Source organism: Flavobacterium magnesitis (assembly GCF_041729735.1).
GTDB lineage: Bacteria > Bacteroidota > Bacteroidia > Flavobacteriales > Flavobacteriaceae > Flavobacterium > Flavobacterium magnesitis.
In genome coordinates this window covers 59,817-82,098 of record NZ_JBCFQK010000011.1, presented here as the reverse complement: position 1 = coordinate 82,098, position 22,282 = coordinate 59,817, and the positions used below count along the sequence as shown (strand labels likewise).

Below are 22,282 nucleotides of genomic sequence, written 5' to 3'. Positions count from 1 at the left end.
GCTAAACGGAAAATTCAAAAATTATGGAGTTAAAGAATAATTAAATATTAAGTTATGAAAAATTTGAAAGTTAAAAAATATATCTTATTAAACTTGTGCGTATGTTTTGCGCTTTTTTCTTGTTCAAAGGACAATGATAATTACGAACTCAGTGAAGGACCAATAGTGAACAACATTGTGTTGTCTGTCAAAGACACTAATGGTAATGATTTACTAAGTCCGAATAATTCAATACATTTCTCAGAGGAAAATATTTCACTAGAACATCTAACATATGAAGGAAAGGAAACTTCTAAAAATTATAAAATTATAAAACACCGATACAACGAGTTATACATATTAAATTTAGAATCAAATCTAAAAGTTTTCAATTCTAAATCTAAAACGATTGTTCACTGGAACGGTATTTTATCAGATACCATAGAAGTTGAGTTTTCTAAAAACCTTTCGAAGGTTCTAAAAATTTCAGCAAATAATATTCCTATTTGGCATCACCTTCAAGCAAGCAGCTTACCTCCCACAATAGTAAAATAGTGGATATAGAGAGATGGCAAACAGCTAACAGCATGGCAAAAATCGGGTTCAGTGTTTATGAAGCTTTGTGCTTCTTATCAAGCTCAGTGGTGGCATACAGTTTAGTTCTTCGAATCTGCTTCTTCGTCAAGTACCCAAAACATTCCATTCAACGGATGAAATCAAAAAAGCTGTTTCACAATATGCAAAACAGCTTTTTCTACTACTTAAAACTAAAATCTCCTAATGACAATTAGGATTTGCCTGAACAAACAAACTCATTGTAGTGGGGGAAACATAAGGAATTCCGAGTCCTAATCCTCTCAGTATAAACAATACTCCTATTAAAACTACCACGTAAGGAATTGTTTTTTGTATTTTGTTTCTCATTGGAACAGTCAACATCGAATTGATATACACCACACTACTCATCAACGGTATAGTTCCTAATCCAAATAAAACCATATACAAAATACCTAAACTCGTACTCTGCATAGCAATGGCTCCAAATAAGGCAACATACACCATTCCGCAGGGTAAAAAACCATTCAACAATCCAATTGTAAAAAGCGATTGATAAGATTTCTTTTTAAACTGACTTCCTAAAACTTGTTTCATTCTTGAAATCAATCTAAAAATAGGTTTTGAAAAATTATATTGAGCAAATACTTTCTCGGGAATTACAATCGCTACAATCATCAATATTCCAATAATAATGGACAGCTTTTGCTGTATTCCAGCCATAAAAAATCCTTTGCCCAGCAAACCAAAAATAAAACCAATTGTTGCATAAGCTGTTATTCGTCCTAAATGATAAGTTATAATTTGCGTTACTTTCTTTGCAGGATTGCTTCTATCTACTGGCAACATCATAGCAATTGCACCGCACATTCCGATGCAGTGAAAGCTACTTATGAGTCCGAATAGTAAAGCGGTGTAGAGCATTTTTTTTGAAGTTAGAAGTGGGAAGCTGGGAGTTTGAAGCTGGGAGTTAGGAGTTAGAACATTATTATTTAATAACAGATAACAGGCAACCCTAACTTATAACTCTTAACCCATAACTTTTACCGAATATAAATAGATTCTTTAGTCAAATACTTTTTTCCATTATATTGCCATTCCATGTTAATGTCCCATTGACCGCCTACCAATTTTGATTTAGGTATGAGCAAAGTTGGATTAGACAACGAAATCGGAGTATCGAAATCTAATTTTTTGTTAGACGGTCGGTAAAGGGACACTTTTCCTGTAATTTGATTGGGAACAAACGGTTCTGGAAAAACGATTGTAATTCCTGGGTTGGTTAAAGTAATGATTGGTTTTTGTTTTAAATCCTGAGCATTTTGAACGCGTTCCATTTCTTCCTGAAAACGAGCATCATACTTGTAATATTCTTCTACTACCAACTCATTGTCATACTTAGCATTAGATTGTACTTTAATTACAAAATACAATATAAAACTCATAAACAATGCAATGGCAATAACGATTCCAGTTCCCCAATTGATTTTAATCCCCCTAGCCCCCAAAGAGGGAACTCCCACCGAAGTATTTGAATCTTTTAAATTATTTGTTGTCATATTTTCTATGTATTGCATTAAAATATATTTCTTTTATCTCCTATAAATATTCCCTCTTCGGAGGCTATAGGGGATCAATCGAAAGTTCTCGGACTTAAGAAACTCGTAGTCGTGGTCTCTATTTTTTTATCGCCGTTGTAAACTTCTATTTTTAATTTGGTTTTGTCGTTTTCTAACAAATATTTATTGATTTCAATAAACAAAGTTCCGCTGCTCATTCCTTGTTTAGGTACTTTTAAAGTTTGGCCTCCCACTACTTTTAAAGTACCTTTTATGCCAATTAACCTAAACTGAATGGCATTAAAATCATTATTGGTTTTATTGATAACTTTATACGTAAACACATTGCTAATATTTTCGCCTTTGTGTTCATAAAGCTGACCTGGTAATCGTAAAATAAGCGCTTCCACATCGGTACGTAAAAACAACAAGCCAATTAACATTCCAATCAAAATGATTAAAACGGCAGTGTAACCTTTCATTCTGGCTGTGAATTTAAAAGGCGCTTTTTTCTCAATTTCATCTTCAGATGCATATCGAATCAAACCTTTAGGATAGCCAACACTTTCCATTATAGCATCACATTCATCAATGCAAGCGGTACAATTGACACATTCCAACTGAGTTCCGTTGCGAATGTCAATTCCGGTAGGACATACATTGACACATTGCCTGCAATCAATACAATCGCCTTTTCTACTTAGCGTTCTATCTTCTTTTTTATTGAATTTAGCGCGACCTTCTTCTTTTTCGCCACGAACAAAATCATAGGCTACATTAATCGATTTATTATCTAAAAGTACGCCTTGCAACCTGCCGTAAGGACAAGCAATAATACAAACCTGCTCCCGAAACCAGACAAAAATAAAATAGAAGACTCCCGTAAAAATAAATAACGAAATCAGAGTCTTTAAATGGTTAGCCGGATTGTCTCCAATCATTTCAAATAAAGCGTCACTTCCTATTAAATAAGCCAGAAAGACATTGGCTATGCCAAAAGAAATCAGCAAAAACACGGTCCATTTCAACCCTTTTTTTCTGATTTTTTCGGTATTCCATTCTTGTTTTTCTAAACGAATTTGAGCACCTCTATCGCCTTCTATCCAATATTCAATTCTTCGAAAAACCATTTCCAAGAATATCGTTTGTGGACAAATCCAACCACAAAAAATACGTCCAAAAATTACGGTAAACAAAATCACAAACACCACCCCAATAATCATAAAAAGCACCACGAGATAAAAATCCTGAGGCCAAAAGGGGAAACCAAAAATGTTAAAGCGACGTTCCAGAATGTTAAACATCATGAACTGATTACCATTTATTTTTAAAAACGGATTGGCTATTAAAATCAATAATAGAAAATAACTAATCCATTTTCTATACTTATAAAACTTGCCCAAAGGTTTTTTAGGATAAATAAATTTCCTTTTTCCTTCATTGTCAATCGTTCCAATGGTATCTCTAAAAGCTTCGTCGGCTAACTTTGACATTTTTTATCTTTTTTTTACCATTAAGAAAGTTAAGAAGATTAAGCTAGAACTTAATAATTCTTAATTCCTTAATGGTTTGTAATAACTTTTATTATTTTACTTCGGCAATTGAAGCTTTTTCCTCCCAAATTTCGCCTTCTGAAGCTTTGGCATCTTTAGGATTGCTTCCTCTTAAAGACATAATGTAACTAGCTATTTTCTGAATTTCTTTCGGTTTCAGCGTTCCTTTCCAGGAAATCATCCCTTTTCCATCCCTACCTCCATTAGAAATGGTATGAAATATATTTTTGATTCCGCCACCCAAAATCCAATTGTCATCTGTTAAGTTGGGACCAATTTGCCCACCTCCATCGGCTCTGTGACAAGCCGCACAATTATTTTCAAAAAGGGTCTTTCCTATTACTAAATCTGATGCTTCCGTCAGTTGGGTAACTGTTTTTTCATCCATCAAATCGGGAGCGTTTTTCATGTATTCCGCTACTTCAATTTTGGCTTGAGCCAATTCTTTTTTCAATTCCATTTCCTGATTGTCTGCTCCAAGAATTTCAAAACGAACTAAGTAAACCGCCGCAAATCCAATACAAGCATAAAACAAATACACCCACCAAGGCGGTAAATTATTGTCTAATTCTTTGATACCGTCATAATCATGATTCAACAACAAACTAGCTTCATTTTCAATGGGAACTGTTCGTGTTAACTTGCTCATTAGGTTTTTAAACCAAGGTTTTTCTGTTAATTTCAAATTTTCCTCGGCAGCTAATCTTGCTTTTTCTTCCTCAGGTAAAATTTGGTACACAATTGCATCAGCGGCACTTATGACGATTTCGACTGCAATTAACAACACTAAAACAACCAATAGAATGACATTAACCATTGGGAATTTTATAAATGCAGGTCGGTCACCAGAATCGATAAAATATTCTATCATACCGAAAATGATAAAGAAAAATACGGGTACTCTAAGATATGCTGGAATTAATTTTTTCATCTTCTATAGTTTTACTATTCTACTTTTTTGGTGTCATTCAACGGAATTTCGCTCAACTCCTTAATTTTCTCTTTCTTATAGAAGAACACCCAAAATCCTAATCCCACGAAGAAGAAAAAGAAAATCAATAATGAGAGTATTGGATATATCGATACTCCCGCAATCGTTTCCATATTGTGTTTTATTTGTTCAAACATTTTTTTTTCTTTTTAAGTTATTGAGATTCTGAGAAATTTAGGCTCTAAGTTTTTGTAATACCAAATCTTAGCAACTTAGAACCTTAGCCTCTCAGTATCTTCAAATTATTTTTTCACTTTAATATCAGTTCCTAATCTTTGGATGTAAGCAATCAGGGCTACAATTTCTCTGTCTTGCATTGGCACAAAGGCTTCACCTCTGGCGGCTGCTTTCTTTTTACTTTCTTCGTAACTTTTTACAAAATCAGGGTCAGCATGCAAATTGTTTTCAATTCCTTTAGATTGTTCTTTTATTGCTTTTTCAGCATTGGCAATCTCAGCATCAGTATAAGGAACACCTAAGGTTCTCATGACTTTCATTTTTGCTTCGATGTCTGAAATATCCAAAGCCTTATTGTCAAACAACCATTTGTAACCTGGCATAATGGATCCTGCAGAAGTACTTTGTGGTGACCACATGTGGTTAAAATGCCAGTTGTCATTGTATTTTCCACCAACTCTTAGCAAATCAGGACCGGTTCGTTTTGATCCCCAAAGGAAGGGATGATCATAGACAAATTCTCCTGCTTTAGATTGTGGTCCATAACGTTCTACCTCACTTCTAAACGGACGAACCATTTGAGAGTGACAGCCCACACAACCTTCACGGATGTATAAATCACGTCCTTCGAGTTCTAATGGCGTATAGGGTTTTACACTTGAAATTGTTGGAATATTTGATTTCACCATGATGGTAGGCACAATTTGGATAATCCCTCCAATCAAAATAGCTACAGTAGCCAAAATGGTCAATTGAATAGGTTTTCTTTCTAACCAAGGATGGAATTTTTCTCCTTTAATTCTTCCGCTGCTGATTTTTTGTAACGCTGGAGCTTCGGCTAATTCATCTTCAACAGCATCATTTAATCGAACTGTTTTATAAATATTATAAACTAAAATGAACATTCCAATAATATATAATGTTCCTCCTGCCGCTCGCATCCAGTACATGGGCATAATTTGAGTTACCGTTTCTAAGAAGTTTCCATAAGTCAACGTTCCATCAGGATTGAATTGTTTCCACATAGACGCTTGTAAGAAACCAGCAACGTATAATGGTAACGTATAAAGAATGATTCCTAAAGTCCCTAACCAAAAGTGAACATTAGCCAATTTAAGAGAGTATAGAGGACCTTTTGTCATTCGGGGCATCAACCAATAAATCACACCAAAAGCCATGAATCCATTCCAGGCCAAAGCTCCTACGTGAACGTGAGCAATAATCCAATCGGTGAAATGCGCTATAGCATTTACATTTTTTAGTGACAACATTGGGCCTTCAAAAGTGGCCATTCCGTAACCTGTAATGGCTACTACAAAGAATTTCAACACAGGTTCAGTACGCACTTTATCCCAAGCACCACGCAACGTCAACAATCCATTTATCATTCCTCCCCAAGACGGTGCAATCAACATAATGGAAAAAACGACTCCTAAATTCTGTGCCCAGTTAGGCAAAGCAGAATACAATAAATGATGTGGCCCTGCCCAGATATATAAGAATATTAAAGACCAAAAGTGAACAATAGACAATCGGTAAGAATACACCGGACGATTAGCTGCCTTTGGAATAAAATAATACATCAATCCTAAAAAAGGTGTAGTCAGAAAAAAAGCAACCGCATTGTGTCCGTACCACCATTGCACCAAAGCATCCTGAACTCCTGCATAAACAGAATAGCTTTTCATTGGTGAAACAGGCAAAGCTAAACTATTAAAGATATGCAATACCGCTACTGTAACAAAAGTGGCGAGGTAAAACCAAATGGCAACATATAGATGGCGTTCTCTTCTTTTGATAATGGTTCCAATCATATTGATTCCAAAAACCACCCAAATCAAAGCAATTGCAATGTCTATAGGCCATTCTAATTCGGCATATTCTTTAGAGGTGCTGTAGCCTAATGGTAATGAAATCGCTGCAGCCACAATAATTAATTGCCAACCCCAAAAATTAAGATTACTCAAAAAATCACTAAACATCCTTGCTTTTAGCAATCGTTGCAAAGAATAATAAATCCCGGCAAACATAGCATTTCCCACAAATGCAAAAATAACTGCATTGGTATGCAAAGGTCTTAATCGGCCAAAACTCAACCAGGAAACTCCATCAGTCAGGTTAGGGAATAAAAATAAGATTGCTAATAAAAGCCCAACTGCCATTCCTACTACCCCGAAAACAATGGTAGCATAAATAAACTTCTTAACAATTTTGTTGTCATAATAAAACTGCTGCATTTCCATATATTAAAATTAAAATGATTATTTTTTTCTGTTCGTTTTTATACTTCAGCCTCTATTTTCTGAATTCTGCTTTCTGAGCTTTCTGCCTTCTGAATAGTTTTTTTCTTCGAAATTTCATCGTCAAACAACATTCTGACCGAGGGCGTATAATCGTCGTCATATTGTCCGCTTTTTACTGCAATAACAAAAGCGATAAAAAAGCCAACTGCAACAAAAATGCTAATGGTGATTAATAAATAAATGACACTCATACCTTAAATTTTATACTCCAAAATTAGATTCCCAGCATCGGGAATTCTATGACATTTATCATGCTTTGGACTTAAATTTCTTTTTCTTTCCCCTCCCTAAAGGGTGGAAAAAGAAATTTACTCACTTCCATCTTCCGACTTCCCTCTCCCATCTTCCAACTCCTAACTTCTAGCTCCCAACTTCCTCGCATAATAATTACTCATTACCGTAACAAAACTCACAATGGTTATGGTACTTAAAGGCATTATGATTGCTGCTACCAGAGGTTCTAAATTGCCTGTTATTGCAAAAGTCAACCCCACCACATTATAGAGTAAGGATAAACCAAAACTCATCTTGATCACTAGCATCGCTTTTTTAGAAAGTTTCAGGAAATAATTCAGTTTTTGGAACTGACTGGCTTCTAAAATGGCATCGCAGGCAGGTGAAAAAACATTTACATTTTCAGAAATTGAAATCCCTACATTGCTCTGTGCCAAAGCTCCGGCATCATTCAAACCATCGCCCACCATCATTACATTTTTTCCTGAATCTTGCAATTGTTTGATAAATTCCAGCTTTTGTTCTGGTTTTTGATTAAAAATAAGTTCCGTTCCTTTAGGCAAAAGTTGTTCTAAAGCGGCTTTTTCACCTGCATTATCACCTGACAATACTTTGATTTGGTAATTATTTTTCAGGCTTTTAAAAAGTTTTTCTAAACCTTCGCGATATTGATTTTTAAAAACATATTTCCCGTAATATTCATTGTTAATCTGGATATGAACAGACGTCTGCAAAACAGTCTTTTCCTCTGTTTTTCCTGTAAATGCAGCCGAACCTATTTTGATAAAACTATCGACCACTTTTGCCTGAATACCTTTTCCTGTAATTTCTTCAAACTCATTGATATTTACTGTTGATCCATTTGGCAAAAAATCATACAACATTCGGCTTAAAGGATGATTAGAACCTCGAAGCACTGATTTTATCCGAATTAAATTCCCCTCAGAAAGTGCTTTCCCTTCATAAGAAATATTCGATTTTTTATTGGTGGTAATGGTTCCTGTTTTATCAAAAACCAGCGTATCAACTTTTGCTAATTGTTCGATGACCAAAGCATTTTTGAGATAAAACTTTTGCTTTCCAACAATTCGCAATACATTGCCTAAAGTAAAAGGCGCGGTCAAAGCCAATGCACATGGGCAAGCCACGATTAATACCGCCGTAAAAACATTAAAAGCGGTATTAGCATCAATAAAAATCCAATAGCCAAATCCCACAAAAGCAATCAATAATAATATAGGTGTGAAATATCTTGAAATACTGTCGGTAATGCTTTTGTGCTTTTGCTCTACATTTTTCTGAAACACATCATTGCTCCACAATTGCGTCAAATAACTTTGTGAAACCGAAAACAATACTTCCATCTCAATCACTTTCCCTATTTGTTTTCCTCCTGCAAATATTTTATCCCCTGAATTCTTGTTTATCGGGATGGCTTCTCCTGTTACAAAACTGTAATCGACAGCAGCTTTTTCGCTTATTAAAATTCCGTCAACGGGAATTAATTCCTGATTTCTTATCAGTAATCGATCGCCTTTTTGAACATCATAAATTGCAATGCTTTCTTCGGAGAAATCGGTGTTTATTCGAGTAACAGCAACTGGAAAATAGGATTTAAAGTCTCTTTCGAAACTTAAAAAACTATAGGTTTTAATTTGAAACATTTTACCCAAAAGCATGAAGAAAATTAAGCTGGTCAAGCTATCAAAAAATCCTGGACCATAATCGAAAACAATATCGACCAGACTTCGAATAAACATCACGATAATTCCTAAAGCGATGGGAATATCAATATTGAGCATTCCGGATTTCATGCTTTTATAAGCCGAAACATAATATCCGCTGGCGGAATAAAAGAAAGACGGCAATGCCAATGCAAAAATTAACCACCTGAAAAACGGTTTGTAATTGTCCAGCCAAAATTCTTTTACCTCAAAATATTCGGGAAACGAAAGCAGCATGATGTTTCCAAAACAAAAGAAAGCAACACCCAGTTTGTAAGTCAAACTCCTGTCGATATTTTGTTTTTGAGTTTCGTAATTTTCTAAACTGATGTAAGGTTCGTAACCAATAGAATTCAGCAAATTCACAATTTCACTCAGCGAAACTTCTTCCGAATTATAAGTAATACGGACTTTTTTCTCTGGGAAATTAACCTGAGAAGTGTTTATTCCTTTTTGAAGGCGTTGTAAATTTTCCAGAATCCAAATACACGAACTACAATGTATATGAGGAATGCTAAGTGAAACAATAGCGGTTGTAGCCTCTTGAAATTCCAATAATTTCGAAACAATATTTTCATTGTCTAAAAAATCATATTTACCTTTATTTTCCTGCGGAGTTGCTCCAGGTGATTTTGCGAAATCATAATAAGAAGTCAAATCATTGAGACTAAAAATTTCGTAAACCGTTTTACAACCGTTGCAACAAAATGTTTTTTCGTCAAAAATAATTTCAGCTTCTTTTACAATATCTAAACCACAATGGAAACAGTTTTGTGTGTCCATAACTTTGCTCATTTTACCTAATGCAAAGCTCCTGAATGAATCTTAGGCAGAATATGATATATGTCATATAAATGATTAATTTTACACTACAAAAAAAACTTTCTAAAATGAGTAAATGCGAACAATGTATCGTTAGGGAATTTAGTTCTTTAAAAGCACTAAACAAAGACGAATTAGTAAAACTTGCCGAGTGCAAGACGTCTCGTTTGGTAAAAAAAGGAGAAGTTATTTTTGAAGAAGGAGAAAATGTAAATGGTATTTTTTGTATCAAAGACGGTGTTTGCAAACTCACTAAACTGAGTCCGAATGGGAAAGATCATATTGTAAAATTGGTGACCAAAGGAGAACTTTTAGGACAACGCTCCATGATAAGCGACGAACCCGTAAACTTAACTGCCGTTGCGCTCGAAGATATGCAAGTATGTTTTGTTCCAAAAAACGAAATCATGGGGTTCTTTGATAAAAACAATCAGTTTTCTATGAATGTTATGAAAACCATTTGTGGCGATTTGAAAGAATCAGACAGCCAAATGGTCAATATGGCTCAAAAAACCGTAAAAGAACGCCTTGCCGAAACCTTGCTTTATCTTCAGGATACTTTTGGAAAAAATGAAGACGAAACGCTAAAAATCCAACTCACCCGCGACGAACTTGCTAGTATGATTGGTACCGCTACCGAAAGCTGTATTCGCCTATTATCCGATTTTAATAAATCAGGACTCATTGAAATTAAAGGAAAAAAAATCATCCTTAAAGATATTCCCAAACTTAAAAAGATGGTTTAAGGTTTTACTATTATTCCCTTTCTCTTTTTTGTAATAAAAATATTATTTCTATATTTATTAGAAATGTATTATTCAATAGCGACTATACACCCCCAATTAGGTAAATTGTCGCAACTTTGTAGCGAGTATATGCGAGTTATGTGATATTTTAAAAAAAAAGATTGTGCAAAAAGTTATCGAAATAATTGAATATGAAAACGAAAGTCACAAAGTAGATTTCAAAAAAACAGAATATATTTTAGGAAAAGATGCCAAAAAGAATGAAATTCTTAAAGACTTTTCTGCATTTACAAATCACTTATCTGATGATGAAAAGTACATAATCATTGGTATAAAAGAAAATCAGGACAAAACAAAAGATATTTTTGGAATTGAAAATCCAACTGATGAAGCAAAATATCGTCAGTTTATTAACGAAAATATTGAACCTCAAATAAATTTTGAATATAATAATTTTATTTACAAGGGTAAAACTATTTCCTTTTTTAGGCTATCTGCCAACAATAATCGACCATATTTGTTTAAAAAAGAAATAAAAAATCCAATTAGTGACAAAACCGAATTTAAATATGGAGACGGATTTATTAGAGTTGGAACTTCAACCAGCAAAATTGGAAGAAAAGAATTAGATGACATAATCGAGAGTAAAAAGAAATATAAAAATCGACAAGAAGATATCGATATCGTTCCACATATTGGAAAACCTTCTAGTGAAGAAATGGATAAATGGAATGTAAACTATCTTGATTTAAAATTAATCAATAAATCAAACAAATCAATTGATTTAGATATTGAAATCTTTATTAAAAAATCAGAAGAATATACAATTTTATTAGAAGAACATTTTTTACGGGAAATAAAGAAAGCGGAAAATAGCCAAAAACAAAAAAACTATTTTTCACCAATAAACTATTTGGATAATTTTGTTTTGAGTAACCTTCATATTGACGCAGAAGAAAATAAAACCGAATTTATTGTTCAGCGTAATCAATTAAAAAATAAGTTTGCTATAACTCTAAAACAAAATTCAGTTTGCGAAAATGTTTTTCATCAATCCATTATTGTATTAGAAAAGAAATCTAATATAATTGAAGCTAAAGTTATAATTAGAAGTGATGATTTTACAAACGGAGCTTTCATCAAAAACATAACTTTTGAAACGTAAAAAAAACATCTCATAACAGCTACAACAGATTTGGATAATTGACTTAATTTGAAAATATTTTTCTATTCATAACAACACTTTAAACAGCCCGCTCCTATGGAGCTTACTTTAGCAATGCTAATTATTTCTACAAACATTTCACTCCTAGCGGAGTTGGTCAAAGTCCCATCGGGACTTTCTGTTTGTAGAAATGGATGTTTTTCCTTTTTTAGCTCCGTAGGAGCGAACTGTTCCTTTTATCTAATAACAATATTTCAATAAAAGACATTTTTTTTCCGAATAATCAAATTACTTCTTAAATTTTACTTCTTCCAATTAAAAATTAACGTTTACTTTCTTTTACTTTCGTTTATTTTCTTTTATATTTGTTTTTACACTAACACTAAAGAAAACAAAATATGTTGCCAAATCAACGAAGGGAGAAAATATTAGATCTGTTAAAAGAAGACGGATTTGCAAAGGTTATCAATCTAGCCCGTCTTTTTAAAGTTACCGAAGTTACCATACGTCAGGATCTTGAGAAATTAGAAAGCGAGGGGCTAATTTTAAAAGAACACGGCGGAGCGAGTATAAAAAACGTTGAAGATCAGGTAAGAAGCTTTTCATTACAACGTCAGGAAAATTTAGATCAAAAATCGGCTATTGCTCAAAAATGCCTGGAATTTATCGAAAACGGAGATACCATTATTCTGGATTCGGGTTCTACCACTACCGAAATAGCAAAAAAACTAAAAGGCTTTAAACAACTTACCGTAATTACCAATGCTTTAAATATTGCATTATTATTAGGAACTGATCCTGATATTGAGGTAATTATGACCGGAGGCGAATTCAAACCACCAACTTTATCGTTAACCGGTCAAAAAGCAGCTGATTTTTTCAAAGGCTTAAACGTTCAAAAATTATTTTTGGCAACAGCCGGAATTTCTTTAAAATCAGGACTTACCTACCCTAGTATTAGCGATTTAGTGGTAAAAAAAGCAATGATTGAAGCGGCAGAAGTCACTTATCTTGTTGCAGACAGCACTAAAATGGGTAAAAGTGCTTTAGCCAGTTTAGGCGCATTATCCTTAATCGATTACATCATTACCGATGATGCCATTGAAGAAAAACACAAACAAGTATTTCGGGACAATGAAATTGAAGTAATTGTTGCCTGATTCAAAATAAAAAAGACAAAAAAAAGACAAAAAAAAATAAAAATGACAACATCAACATTAGGAGTAATTATAGGAAATAGAGATTTTTTTCCTGATAATTTAGTCGAAAAAGCAAGAACTGAAATTATTGAAGTGTTTGAAAAACTAAACATCAAACCTATTTTATTAGACAGCACCGCAACAAAGCTGGGCGGTGTAGAAACTTTTAAAGAAGCGCAAAAATGTGCTGATTTATTCAAAAAACACCAGGACGAAATTATGGGCGTTTTGGTTTTACTACCTAATTTTGGAGATGAAAAAGGAGTTGCTGATACCCTAAAATTAGCCAACCTAAATGTTCCTGTTTTAATTCAGGCTTACCCTGATGAATTAACAAAAATGAATGTGGTGAATAGACGCGATTCCTGGTGTGGAAAAATCTCGGTTTGCAACAATTTGTACCAATACGGAATCAAATATTCGCTGACAAGTCAGCACGTAATGAGTCCGTCGGATCCTATTTTCCAAAAAGATTTAATAGATTTTACCGCTGTTTGTAGGGTGGTAAAAGGAATGCGTAATGTGCGTATTGGGGCTATCGGAGCAAGACCGGGAGCTTTTAACACGGTTCGTTATTCGGAAAAAATATTACAAAGAAACGGTATTACGGTTACTACGGTAGATTTATCTGAAATTTTAGGCAAAGCCAATAAATTAACTGCTGAAGACGAATCTGTAAAACGCCATTTGGAATCCATAAACGCTTATGTTGCTCAAGGAAAAACGCCTAACGAAGCAATGCTTCAAATTGCCAAATTAGATGTGGTTTTGAAAGAATTCATGGAAGAATATGCTTTAGACGCTACGGCTATTCAATGCTGGACTTCTTTACAGCAAAATTACGGTTGCAATGTGTGTACCAGCATGAGTATCATGAGCGAAAATATGTTGCCAAGTGCTTGCGAAGTAGATGTAACGGGAACTTTGAGCATGTATGCGATGCAATTGGCTTCGGGTTCACCAAGTGCTTTAGTAGATTGGAATAACAACTATGCCGACGATCCTGAAAAATGTGTTTTATTCCACTGTGGCAACTGGGCAAAATCATTCTTACCAGATATTTCATTAAGTACTGCTCCTATCTTAGGAACAACTGTAGGTGTAGAAAACACGTATGGCGCCTTAGACGGCAGAACGCCAGCCATGCCTCTAACTTATGGTAGAATTAGTACCGATGACCCTAAAGGAATTATCAAAGTATATATTGGCGAAGGCGAATTAACTAACGACGAATTAAACACTTTTGGAAACAGAGCCGTTGCTCAAATCCCAGATTTACAAGGTTTGATGCAATACGTTTGCAAAAACGGATTCGAGCACCACGTAGTAATGAATGCTTCAAAAACAGCCGCAATACTAGAAGAAGCGCTAGGAAATTACATGGGCTGGGAAGTTTACAAACACTAAAAACAAACAAAATGCAGCTAGAAGAATTAAAACGAAAATCCATAGAGAGCAGAAAGAAAGTAATTCAATACATCTATCATGCTAAGGCAGGACATACTGGAGGAAGCTTGTCTATTTTAGATATTTTGAATGTATTGTACAATGATGTAATGAACGTTTCTCCAGAGAATTTTGATTCTAACGATAGAGACCGATTTATCCAGAGTAAAGGTCATAGTGTGGAAGCATTGTATGTTGTTTTAGCCGACAAAGGCTTTTTTCCCGAAGAAGATTTGCTGACTATGTGCCAATACAACTCGCCTTACATAGGACATCCCACAAAATCGATTCCTGGTATTGAACAAAATACGGGCGGACTTGGACACGGATTGCCTATTTCTGCCGGAGCTGCATTAGCTGCTAAAAAAGACCATTCGGCTGTAAAAGTTTTCACTGTTCTGGGTGATGGAGAAATGGCCGAAGGTTCTAACTGGGAAGCAATGATGTTTGCTGCTCATTATAAACTAGACAATCTATGCGCTATTTTAGATTATAACAAATTACAAATTACGGCTCCCAATGCTGATGTGATGGGCTTAGAACCTATTGACCAAAAACTGGAATCCTTTGGTTGGGCAGTAAAACACGTTGACGGACATAATCTGGAAGAACTTTCTAATACATTCAATAATTTACCCTTAGTGGCAGGAAAACCAACCTTTATCATTGCTCATACAACCAAGGGAAAAGGAATCAGTTATATGGAAAATGTATTAAAATGGCATCATGGCGTTCCTTCAGAAGAGCAATACAAGCTGGCGATGACGGAATTAGATGAACAATTACAAAAACTTGAAACCGTTTTAAAATAATGGAAGAAATTAAAACAACAGCGGTCGCAAATTTGGAGATTTTTTCAGAAGTACTGCAAAATTTAGCCGCCACAGACAGAGATATTATGGTAGTTACGAGCGATTCTCGTGGTTCAGGAAAACTAGTGCCTTTTGGACAAAAATATCCAGACCAAATTGTAGAAGTGGGAATTGCTGAGCAAAACCTAGTGGGTGTTGCAGCAGGATTAGCCAGTATGGGCAAAAAAGCATTTGCTGTTTCTCCGGCTTGTTTTTTGACTGCTCGAGCATTGGAACAAATTAAAAATGACGTAGCCTATTCAGACAATCCTGTGAAATTAATTGGTATCAGTGCGGGTGTCAGTTATGGCGCTTTAGGAACTACGCACCACAGTTTGCATGATTTTGCGGTTTTGAGAGCCATCAATAATATTAGTATTGTTGCTCCAGCGGATAATTTTGAAACTGCCCAAGCGATTAAAGCAGCTGCTGAAATGAAAAGTCCTGTTTACATTCGTTTTGGAAAAAAAGGAATGCCTGCCAATTTGCAATCAGACTCCACTCATTCGGAATTTAAAATTGGTAAAGGTCGTATCATTCAGGAAGGAAATGATTTGACATTTATTGCTACTGGTGAAGCTGTTTTACCTTGTGTCGAAGCCGTAAAATTACTAGAAAAAGAACATAACATTTCCTGTAAAATAATCAGTTTACACACTATTAAACCTTTGGATACGGAATTATTATTAGCAACAGCAACTACCGGAAAACCAATTATTACCGTTGAAGAACATTCCATCAACGGCGGACTTGGAGAAGCAGTGGCTTCTTTATTGTTCCAAAATGGCTTTACTAACAAATTCAAAATCGTAGGATTTCCTGATGATCATACCGTTTCGGGTTCGCAAATCGAAATTTTTAATCATTATGGAATTTCGGGCGAAGGATTACAAAAAACGGCTTTAAACCTATTGAAACTATGAAAATAAAACAGATTTCTTTCGTTCTATTAGCATTGGTTTTTATTTTTGGATGTTCTTCAAAAGAAAAAAATGAAAAGCAAAAAATTGCAGTAGTTGTTTCTACCTTAAACAATCCTTGGTTTGTAATGTTAGCCGAATCAGCAGCAAAAAATGCTGAGAAATTGGGCTATGAAGCTAAAATATTCGATTCTCAAAACAATCCGGCGGTTGAATCAGACAATTTTGAAAACCTAATTTCTTCGGGTTATGATGCTATTTTGTTGAATCCAACCGATTCTGATGGTTCGATTTCCAATGTGCTAAAAGCCAAAACAGCTGGAATCCCAGTATTTTGCATGGATAGAGAAATCAATGCCGATGATGCAGCAACCAGTCAGATTCTTTCGGACAATTATTCCGGATGTGTTTCTATCGGAATCGAATTTGTAAAAGAACTAAAAGAAAAAGGAAATTATGTAGAAATCTTAGGTTTAGTAGGCGATAACAACACTTGGGCGCGTTCAGGTGGATTTCATTCAGTGGTAGATAAATTCCCTAATTTAAAGATGGTTGCTCAACAAAGTGGCAATTTCGACCGCAATAAAGCAATGGAAGTTTTAGAAACCATCATGCAGGCTAATCCTGATATTGATGCTGTTTTTTGTGGTAATGACGCCATGGCAATGGGTGCTTTTCAGGCATTACAATCGGCTGGAAAAGCTTATAAAGTTAAAATATTTGGTTTTGATGGTGCGGGAGATGTCATTGAAAAAATTCGTGAAAAGAAAATTGTAGCAACAGGAATGCAATTTCCTTTAGTGATGGCAAAAACGGCCGCCCAATATGCAGATGAATATTTCAAAGGCCGACGTATTTTTCCTCAAAGAGTTCCTGTAGAAGTCGAATTAGTAAACGCCGCAAACATAAAAGACTATTAGCATGAAAAAAAAATATGTATATATCTTAGCGTTGCTACTACTCGCTTTTTTAGGGTATCAATCGGTTTATTTTAAAAAACTAAGTGTGGTTAAAGAAGCCAAAAAAGAAAATTTTGACTTCAAGGCTTATGCTGATTCCATTTATTACAAAGGCATTTTAAAAAACAAGAAAAACATCTCTTTGGAGGCGCTAATTGGTTTGGTGAAAAGCAATTCTGAAACGGCTTTCAAAAAGCACGGAAACCGACTTGGAATAGGAAATTCGGCTTATTTTATGATTCAAAGCACTGGGAAAATCATTGCTATTAAAGACGGACTTTACACTATTGCTGACGAAAAAAATGGTATCGTTTACATTGACACCAAATACATTTTTGGGAACGCCATTCGGGATGCTTCGGGTTTAGTAAAACTAACTGATTTTAAGACCAATTCGGAATTTAATAAGGTATCCGAATCTTTGAATGATATTATTCGAAACGAAGTCATTCCTAAAGAAATTAAGTCGGTTAAAATTGGTGACAGCATTTCGTTTACAGGCGCAATCAAATTAAGTAAAAAGCAAAATTTATTTAATGACCTAACCATTATTCCATCTCAAATTAAACTTCAATAAATTGTTAGAAGCAGTTAAGATATCGAAAGAATTCCCAGGCGTAAAAGTGCTCAATCAGGTAAATTTTAAATTTTATCCTGGAAGAGTCAATGCGATATTGGGAGAAAATGGTGCTGGTAAATCGACTTTGTTAAAAATTTTGACAGGCGCTTATACCGAATACGATGGCGAAATTAAATTGAATGGACAAACTGTTTCATTTTCGAATATTAAAGAAGCTCAAAATGCAGGAATTGCCATTATTCATCAGGAATTAAACCTCATTCCTGAACTGAGTGTAACCGAAAATTTATTTTTAGGAAGAGAAAATCTAAACGCTTTTGGACTTCTGGATCGTGCTAAAATGGAAGCGGAAGCCCAACTTATTTTTGATAAAATTCACTTGAATGTTAGTCCGAAAACACTGGTTCAAAAACTAAAAGTAGGCGAACAACAATTGGTCGAAATTGCCAAAGCTTTACTCTCCAATGCGGATATTATTTTGATGGACGAACCTACTTCTGCTTTGAGTGACAAGGAAATTGAAAATTTACATCGCATTATTGAGCAATTAAAAGCAGAAGGAAAAACCATTGTTTACATTTCTCATAAAATGGACGAATTATTCCGAATTGCCGAGAATTACACCGTTTTAAGAGATGGAAATACTATTGATGCCGGAGAAATGAAAGCAACTACCGAGCAGGATTTGATCCGAAAAATGGTGGGACGTGAAGTGCTAATTGAGAAAAAAAACACCCAAAATCAATTAGGCAACAATATTTTAAAAGTAACCAATTTAAACCTCATCAATCCAAACATTAAAACAAGAAAATTACTTCAGGACATTTCTTTCGAATTAAAAAAAGGAGAAATTCTGGGGATTTTTGGCTTATTGGGTGCTGGCAGAACCGAACTTTTGGAAACTATTTTCGGAATGCATCCGTCTAATAGCGAATGTGATATTGAAATTAATGGACAAAAAACCATAATCAAAAACCCTAAAAATGCCATCGAGAATGGATTGGCTTTTGTAACCGAAGACCGCAAAACCGAAGGATTGGTTTTAGGTATGGATATTTCATCTAATATCAGCCTGACTAATCTGGCGTCATTTGGACTTTTGAATGCTACAAAAGACAAAACTTCTGCAAAAGATTATATTGAAAAATTAAGCATCAAAACGCCCTCTGAAACTCAATTGTGCCAAAATTTGAGTGGAGGAAACCAACAAAAAGTAGTTTTAGCAAAATGGCTTGCAACCAATCCACAAATTTTAATGCTGGATGAGCCGACACGAGGAATCGATATTAATGCTAAAAACGAAATTTACAATCTCATTAAAAAACTAGCAACCAACCAAATGAGTATCATACTAGTTTCTTCTGAAATTCCCGAAATACTAGCACTTTCGGATCGAATTTTAGTGATGGCCGAAGGAAAGATTAAAGCTTCCTATTTAGCCGCAGATGCCAACGAAGATAAATTATTAAAATCAGCCTTACCTGAATAATTATGAACATCACTTTGAACCACCCCGTTATTAAAAAATCGCAATCTTTAATTGCACTATTTCTGTTGTGTTTATTTATTAGTCTCATGTCTGATAAATTCATGACCAGCACCAATCTCTGGAACGTATTAAGACAAATCTCAGTTAATGTCTGCATTTCTGTCGGCATGACATTAGTGGTTTTAATGGCTGGAATTGATCTTTCGGTAGGTTCAATTTTAGGACTTACAGCCGCTATTTGTGCGGGATTATTAAAAAATGGACTTGTTTTTGAATCTCTGGATTTGTTTATTGGCTTTACCGTTTTAGGAGCCATTTTAGCCGCCATGCTCATTGGAATGGCTTTAGGTCTATTCAACGGTTGGGTCATTACTAAATTCTCCATTCCACCTTTTGTGGCTACACTAGCCATGTTAACTATTGCCCGTGGTTTGACAATGCTATACACCGAAGGAATTCCTATTTCTAATTTAGGTCCTAAGTTTGAATTTATTGGTTCAGGCTGGATTTTAGGAATTCCCGTCCCGGTTTGGATTTCGTTAATTATGGTACTAATCGTCGTTTTTTTAACCAATAAAACCACTTTTGGACGTTACATTTATGCTATTGGAGGAAATGAAAAAGCAGCTTTTTTATCTGGAATTAGCATCAATAAAATCAAACTAGCGGTTTATGGAATTGCAGGAATGATGGCAGCTGTAGGCGGAATTTTAGTCACTTCCCGATTGAACTCTGCACAACCCAATGCGGGTATGAGTTATGAACTCGATTCAATTGCTGCAGTAGTTATTGGAGGAACTTCGCTATCTGGCGGCGTGGGTACGGTAACAGGAACTGTAATTGGTGCGATAATTATTGGAGTTTTAAACAACGGATTGGTTTTGCTCAATGTTTCGCCTTTCTGGCAACAAGTAGTAAAAGGTATTGTTATTTTATTAGCCGTGATTATTGATAAAATGAATCAGAAAAACAAATAAAAACATTAATTCTTTTTTTTACCATTAAGAAATTAAGATAATTAAGACTTAGAGCCTGTTTAAAATTCATTAAAAAAAGAAATTTCCTTTTCCCCGTCCCTAAAGGGTGGAAAATTTCTTGAAAATTCATCAAAATTATATCCGCCGCTGAAATGGGGGAATTAATTTTAATAAACTTTAAACAGAGCCTTAATGCTCCTTAACTTCTTAATGGTAAAATAGTTCTATTCACTGTTTCTCTTATAAAAAATTGTTTATTATTCAATTAAGCTTTGAAAAGTAAATTTTAAACTAAAAAATGAAAAAATATATTCTTGCCATTGACCAAGGTACCAGCAGTACTAAAACCATACTTTTTGACGAATTAGGACAGGCTGCGGCTAAAGGCAGTGTCGATTTAAAAACGAATTATTTTGATAATGGTTTTGTAGAGCAAAATCCAGAAGACATTTATCAAAATGTTCTTGACTCGGTAACTGAATGCGTGAATGATTTTACCCAAAAAGGCTTAAACATTGCTGACATTGTTTCCTGCGGGATTAGCAATCAAAGAGAAACTTTTGTGCTTTGGGACAAAGATGGAAAAGCATTGGTTCCAGCCGTGGTTTGGGCTTGTAAACGTTCTATTTCCATTTGTACTGATTTAATCGAAAAGGGGCAGAATGATTTGATTAAACAAAAAACAGGTTTGCTGTTAGATCCTTATTTTTCGGGAACCAAATTGCTTTGGCTACTGGAAAATGATTCGAAATTAAAAGAAAAAGTGACCAAAGGCGAAGTATATTTTGGAACGGTAGATTGCTGGATTTTGTACAAATTGACCAATGGTACTCATTTCAAAACTGATTATACAAATGCCTGCAGAACCTTACTTTTTAATATCCATACGCTACAATGGGATAGCGAAATTTTAGAAACTTGGGGATTATCCAACTTAAATTTACCTCAACCCTGCCCTTCCTCGCATGATTTTGGAATGGTTCATTTTGGGCAAATTTTAAACCAAAAAACCTCATTTTCTATCCCAATTACTTCTTTAATTGGCGATTCACATGCGGCGACTTTCGGAGAAGGTTGTTTCGAAAAAGGGACTGCCAAAGTTACTCTTGGAACAGGAAGTTCGATTATGATGAACATTGGCGACAAAGCTGTTTTATCTAATTCTGGAATGTTAACCACCATTTGCTGGAGCACCGAAAACCGTATAGATTATGCGTTGGAAGGCGCAATTGTTTCCTGTGGTTCTACTATCGAATGGTTGAGAAACGAATTGCAATTGTTCTCTAATCCTGCCGAAACCGCTGCGATGGCTACCGCTATTCAAGATAATGCTGGAGTTTATCTGATTCCTGCTTTTAGCGGACTGGGTGCGCCACACTGGCAAATGAGCCGAAAAGCATCCATTGAAGGAATGACTTTTGGAACTACTAAAAATCATATTATAAGAGCCGCCTTAGAAAGTATTCCCTACCAAATAAAAGATGTGGTGGAAGCGATGGCAAAAGACATGCAAGCCCCTTTAAAATCCATCTCAGTAAATGGCGGAATGACTCAAAATAAATTTGTCATTCATTTTTTAGCCGATTTGTTAGGGATTCCACTCAACAAACAACGAAATCCTGATGTTTCCGCCTTAGGAGCTGCCTATTTATCAGGTCTTAAAAGTGGTGTTTACAGTAGTATTGAACAACTTTCGGAAATTAATAAAAGCCAAACCGAACAAGTTGCTGCAAACACAAACAATGAATTACCAACAAATGGTTATTCAGGTTGGAAAGAGAAAATAGCTCGATTTTAGAATATAGAAATCAGAAGGCAGATTGTAGAACACGGCACACAATAGTTAAAATAGATTTTCAAAAAATAGTATTACCAATTTACAGCCGTTTTAAAGCGGCTGTTATTGTATACGTAAGAAATATTTTTATTTTTGTATTGAGTAATTAGAAATTATACACATCAATTCAAACAAAAATAGGCGCATAACATGCCGTTTTGGAATAAAAATGGAATTTTTATGCGGGTATAAACAAGTTGTAGGCAATGCTAACGA

20 protein-coding genes are annotated in these 22,282 nt (G+C 34.9%); 12 read left to right on the top strand and 8 right to left on the bottom strand.

Annotated features, from left to right (window positions below; all coding sequences use genetic code 11):
- The first annotated feature begins 54 nt into the window (after positions 1–54).
- Positions 55–534: a hypothetical protein gene (locus AAGV33_RS09110; protein WP_373391664.1), complete on the top strand. Its 480-nt coding sequence runs from the start codon at positions 55–57 to the stop codon at positions 532–534.
- 222 nt (positions 535–756) lie between these two features.
- Here AAGV33_RS09110 and AAGV33_RS09105 read toward each other — a convergent pair whose 3' ends face one another.
- The 8 genes from AAGV33_RS09105 to AAGV33_RS09070 all read right to left on the bottom strand — a co-directional run bounded on the left by AAGV33_RS09105 (position 757) and on the right by AAGV33_RS09070 (position 9,858).
- Entirely contained in the window at positions 757–1,458 is a 702-nt protein-coding gene (locus tag AAGV33_RS09105) for a sulfite exporter TauE/SafE family protein (RefSeq protein ID WP_373391663.1), read from the bottom strand.
- 119 nt (positions 1,459–1,577) lie between these two features.
- Entirely contained in the window at positions 1,578–2,027 is a 450-nt protein-coding gene (locus tag AAGV33_RS09100; protein WP_373391704.1) for a FixH family protein, read from the bottom strand.
- 140 nt (positions 2,028–2,167) lie between these two features.
- Positions 2,168–3,586: a cytochrome c oxidase accessory protein CcoG gene (ccoG, locus tag AAGV33_RS09095; RefSeq protein WP_373391662.1), complete on the bottom strand. Its 1,419-nt coding sequence runs from the start codon at positions 3,584–3,586 to the stop codon at positions 2,168–2,170.
- Positions 3,587–3,677: 91 nt separating this feature from the next.
- On the bottom strand, positions 3,678–4,577 hold the full coding sequence (locus AAGV33_RS09090; protein WP_373391661.1) for a cbb3-type cytochrome c oxidase N-terminal domain-containing protein: 900 nt from the start codon (positions 4,575–4,577) through the stop codon (positions 3,678–3,680).
- A 14-nt stretch (positions 4,578–4,591) separates the two neighbouring features.
- Positions 4,592–4,774, bottom strand: a complete 183-nt coding sequence (locus tag AAGV33_RS09085) for a CcoQ/FixQ family Cbb3-type cytochrome c oxidase assembly chaperone (protein WP_373391660.1) — start codon at positions 4,772–4,774, stop codon at positions 4,592–4,594.
- Between the two features lie 105 nt (positions 4,775–4,879).
- Positions 4,880–7,057, bottom strand: a complete 2,178-nt coding sequence (gene ccoN, locus AAGV33_RS09080) for a cytochrome-c oxidase, cbb3-type subunit I (protein WP_373391659.1) — start codon at positions 7,055–7,057, stop codon at positions 4,880–4,882.
- A gap of 38 nt (positions 7,058–7,095) precedes the next feature.
- Positions 7,096–7,308, bottom strand: coding sequence for a cbb3-type cytochrome oxidase assembly protein CcoS (ccoS, locus tag AAGV33_RS09075; protein WP_373391658.1), 213 nt, complete (start codon positions 7,306–7,308; stop codon positions 7,096–7,098).
- A gap of 162 nt (positions 7,309–7,470) precedes the next feature.
- Positions 7,471–9,858, bottom strand: coding sequence for a heavy metal translocating P-type ATPase (locus AAGV33_RS09070; protein ID WP_373391657.1), 2,388 nt, complete (start codon positions 9,856–9,858; stop codon positions 7,471–7,473).
- Between the two features lie 107 nt (positions 9,859–9,965).
- On the opposite strand from AAGV33_RS09070, the gene AAGV33_RS09065 reads away from it, so the two are divergent.
- From AAGV33_RS09065 to AAGV33_RS09015, 11 genes are all read left to right on the top strand, one after another.
- The gene (locus AAGV33_RS09065; protein WP_373391656.1) at positions 9,966–10,643 is read left to right on the top strand and encodes a Crp/Fnr family transcriptional regulator; all 678 of its coding nucleotides are present in this window, start codon (positions 9,966–9,968) and stop codon (positions 10,641–10,643) included.
- 163 nt (positions 10,644–10,806) lie between these two features.
- Positions 10,807–11,808 (top strand): AlbA family DNA-binding domain-containing protein, encoded by a 1,002-nt coding sequence (locus tag AAGV33_RS09060; protein ID WP_373391655.1) that lies wholly within the window; start codon positions 10,807–10,809, stop codon positions 11,806–11,808.
- A 398-nt stretch (positions 11,809–12,206) separates the two neighbouring features.
- Positions 12,207–12,968, top strand: a complete 762-nt coding sequence (locus tag AAGV33_RS09055) for a DeoR/GlpR family DNA-binding transcription regulator (protein ID WP_373391654.1) — start codon at positions 12,207–12,209, stop codon at positions 12,966–12,968.
- A 42-nt stretch (positions 12,969–13,010) separates the two neighbouring features.
- A complete protein-coding gene (locus AAGV33_RS09050) occupies positions 13,011–14,414 on the top strand; it encodes an L-fucose/L-arabinose isomerase family protein (RefSeq protein ID WP_373391653.1) in 1,404 nt (467 codons plus the stop codon).
- A gap of 11 nt (positions 14,415–14,425) precedes the next feature.
- A complete protein-coding gene (locus AAGV33_RS09045; RefSeq protein WP_373391652.1) occupies positions 14,426–15,265 on the top strand; it encodes a transketolase in 840 nt (279 codons plus the stop codon).
- On the top strand, positions 15,265–16,227 hold the full coding sequence (locus AAGV33_RS09040; RefSeq protein ID WP_373391651.1) for a transketolase family protein: 963 nt from the start codon (positions 15,265–15,267) through the stop codon (positions 16,225–16,227). The genes AAGV33_RS09045 and AAGV33_RS09040 overlap by 1 nt, the downstream gene beginning before the upstream one ends.
- Positions 16,224–17,144, top strand: a complete 921-nt coding sequence (locus tag AAGV33_RS09035) for a D-ribose ABC transporter substrate-binding protein (RefSeq protein ID WP_373391650.1) — start codon at positions 16,224–16,226, stop codon at positions 17,142–17,144. The genes AAGV33_RS09040 and AAGV33_RS09035 overlap by 4 nt, the downstream gene beginning before the upstream one ends.
- Before the next feature lies 1 nt (position 17,145).
- A complete protein-coding gene (locus AAGV33_RS09030; RefSeq protein WP_373391649.1) occupies positions 17,146–17,760 on the top strand; it encodes a DUF2291 domain-containing protein in 615 nt (204 codons plus the stop codon).
- Position 17,761: 1 nt separating this feature from the next.
- Positions 17,762–19,252 carry a sugar ABC transporter ATP-binding protein gene (locus AAGV33_RS09025; protein WP_373391648.1) on the top strand — a complete coding sequence of 497 codons (1,491 nt, stop codon included), beginning with the start codon at positions 17,762–17,764 and terminating at the stop codon, positions 19,250–19,252.
- 86 nt (positions 19,253–19,338) lie between these two features.
- Entirely contained in the window at positions 19,339–20,229 is an 891-nt protein-coding gene (locus tag AAGV33_RS09020; protein ID WP_373391647.1) for an ABC transporter permease, read from the top strand.
- A 298-nt stretch (positions 20,230–20,527) separates the two neighbouring features.
- Complete coding sequence (locus AAGV33_RS09015; RefSeq protein ID WP_373391646.1) at positions 20,528–22,027, top strand: FGGY family carbohydrate kinase; 1,500 nt, start codon at positions 20,528–20,530, stop codon at positions 22,025–22,027.
- Positions 22,028–22,282: the final 255 nt, after the last annotated feature.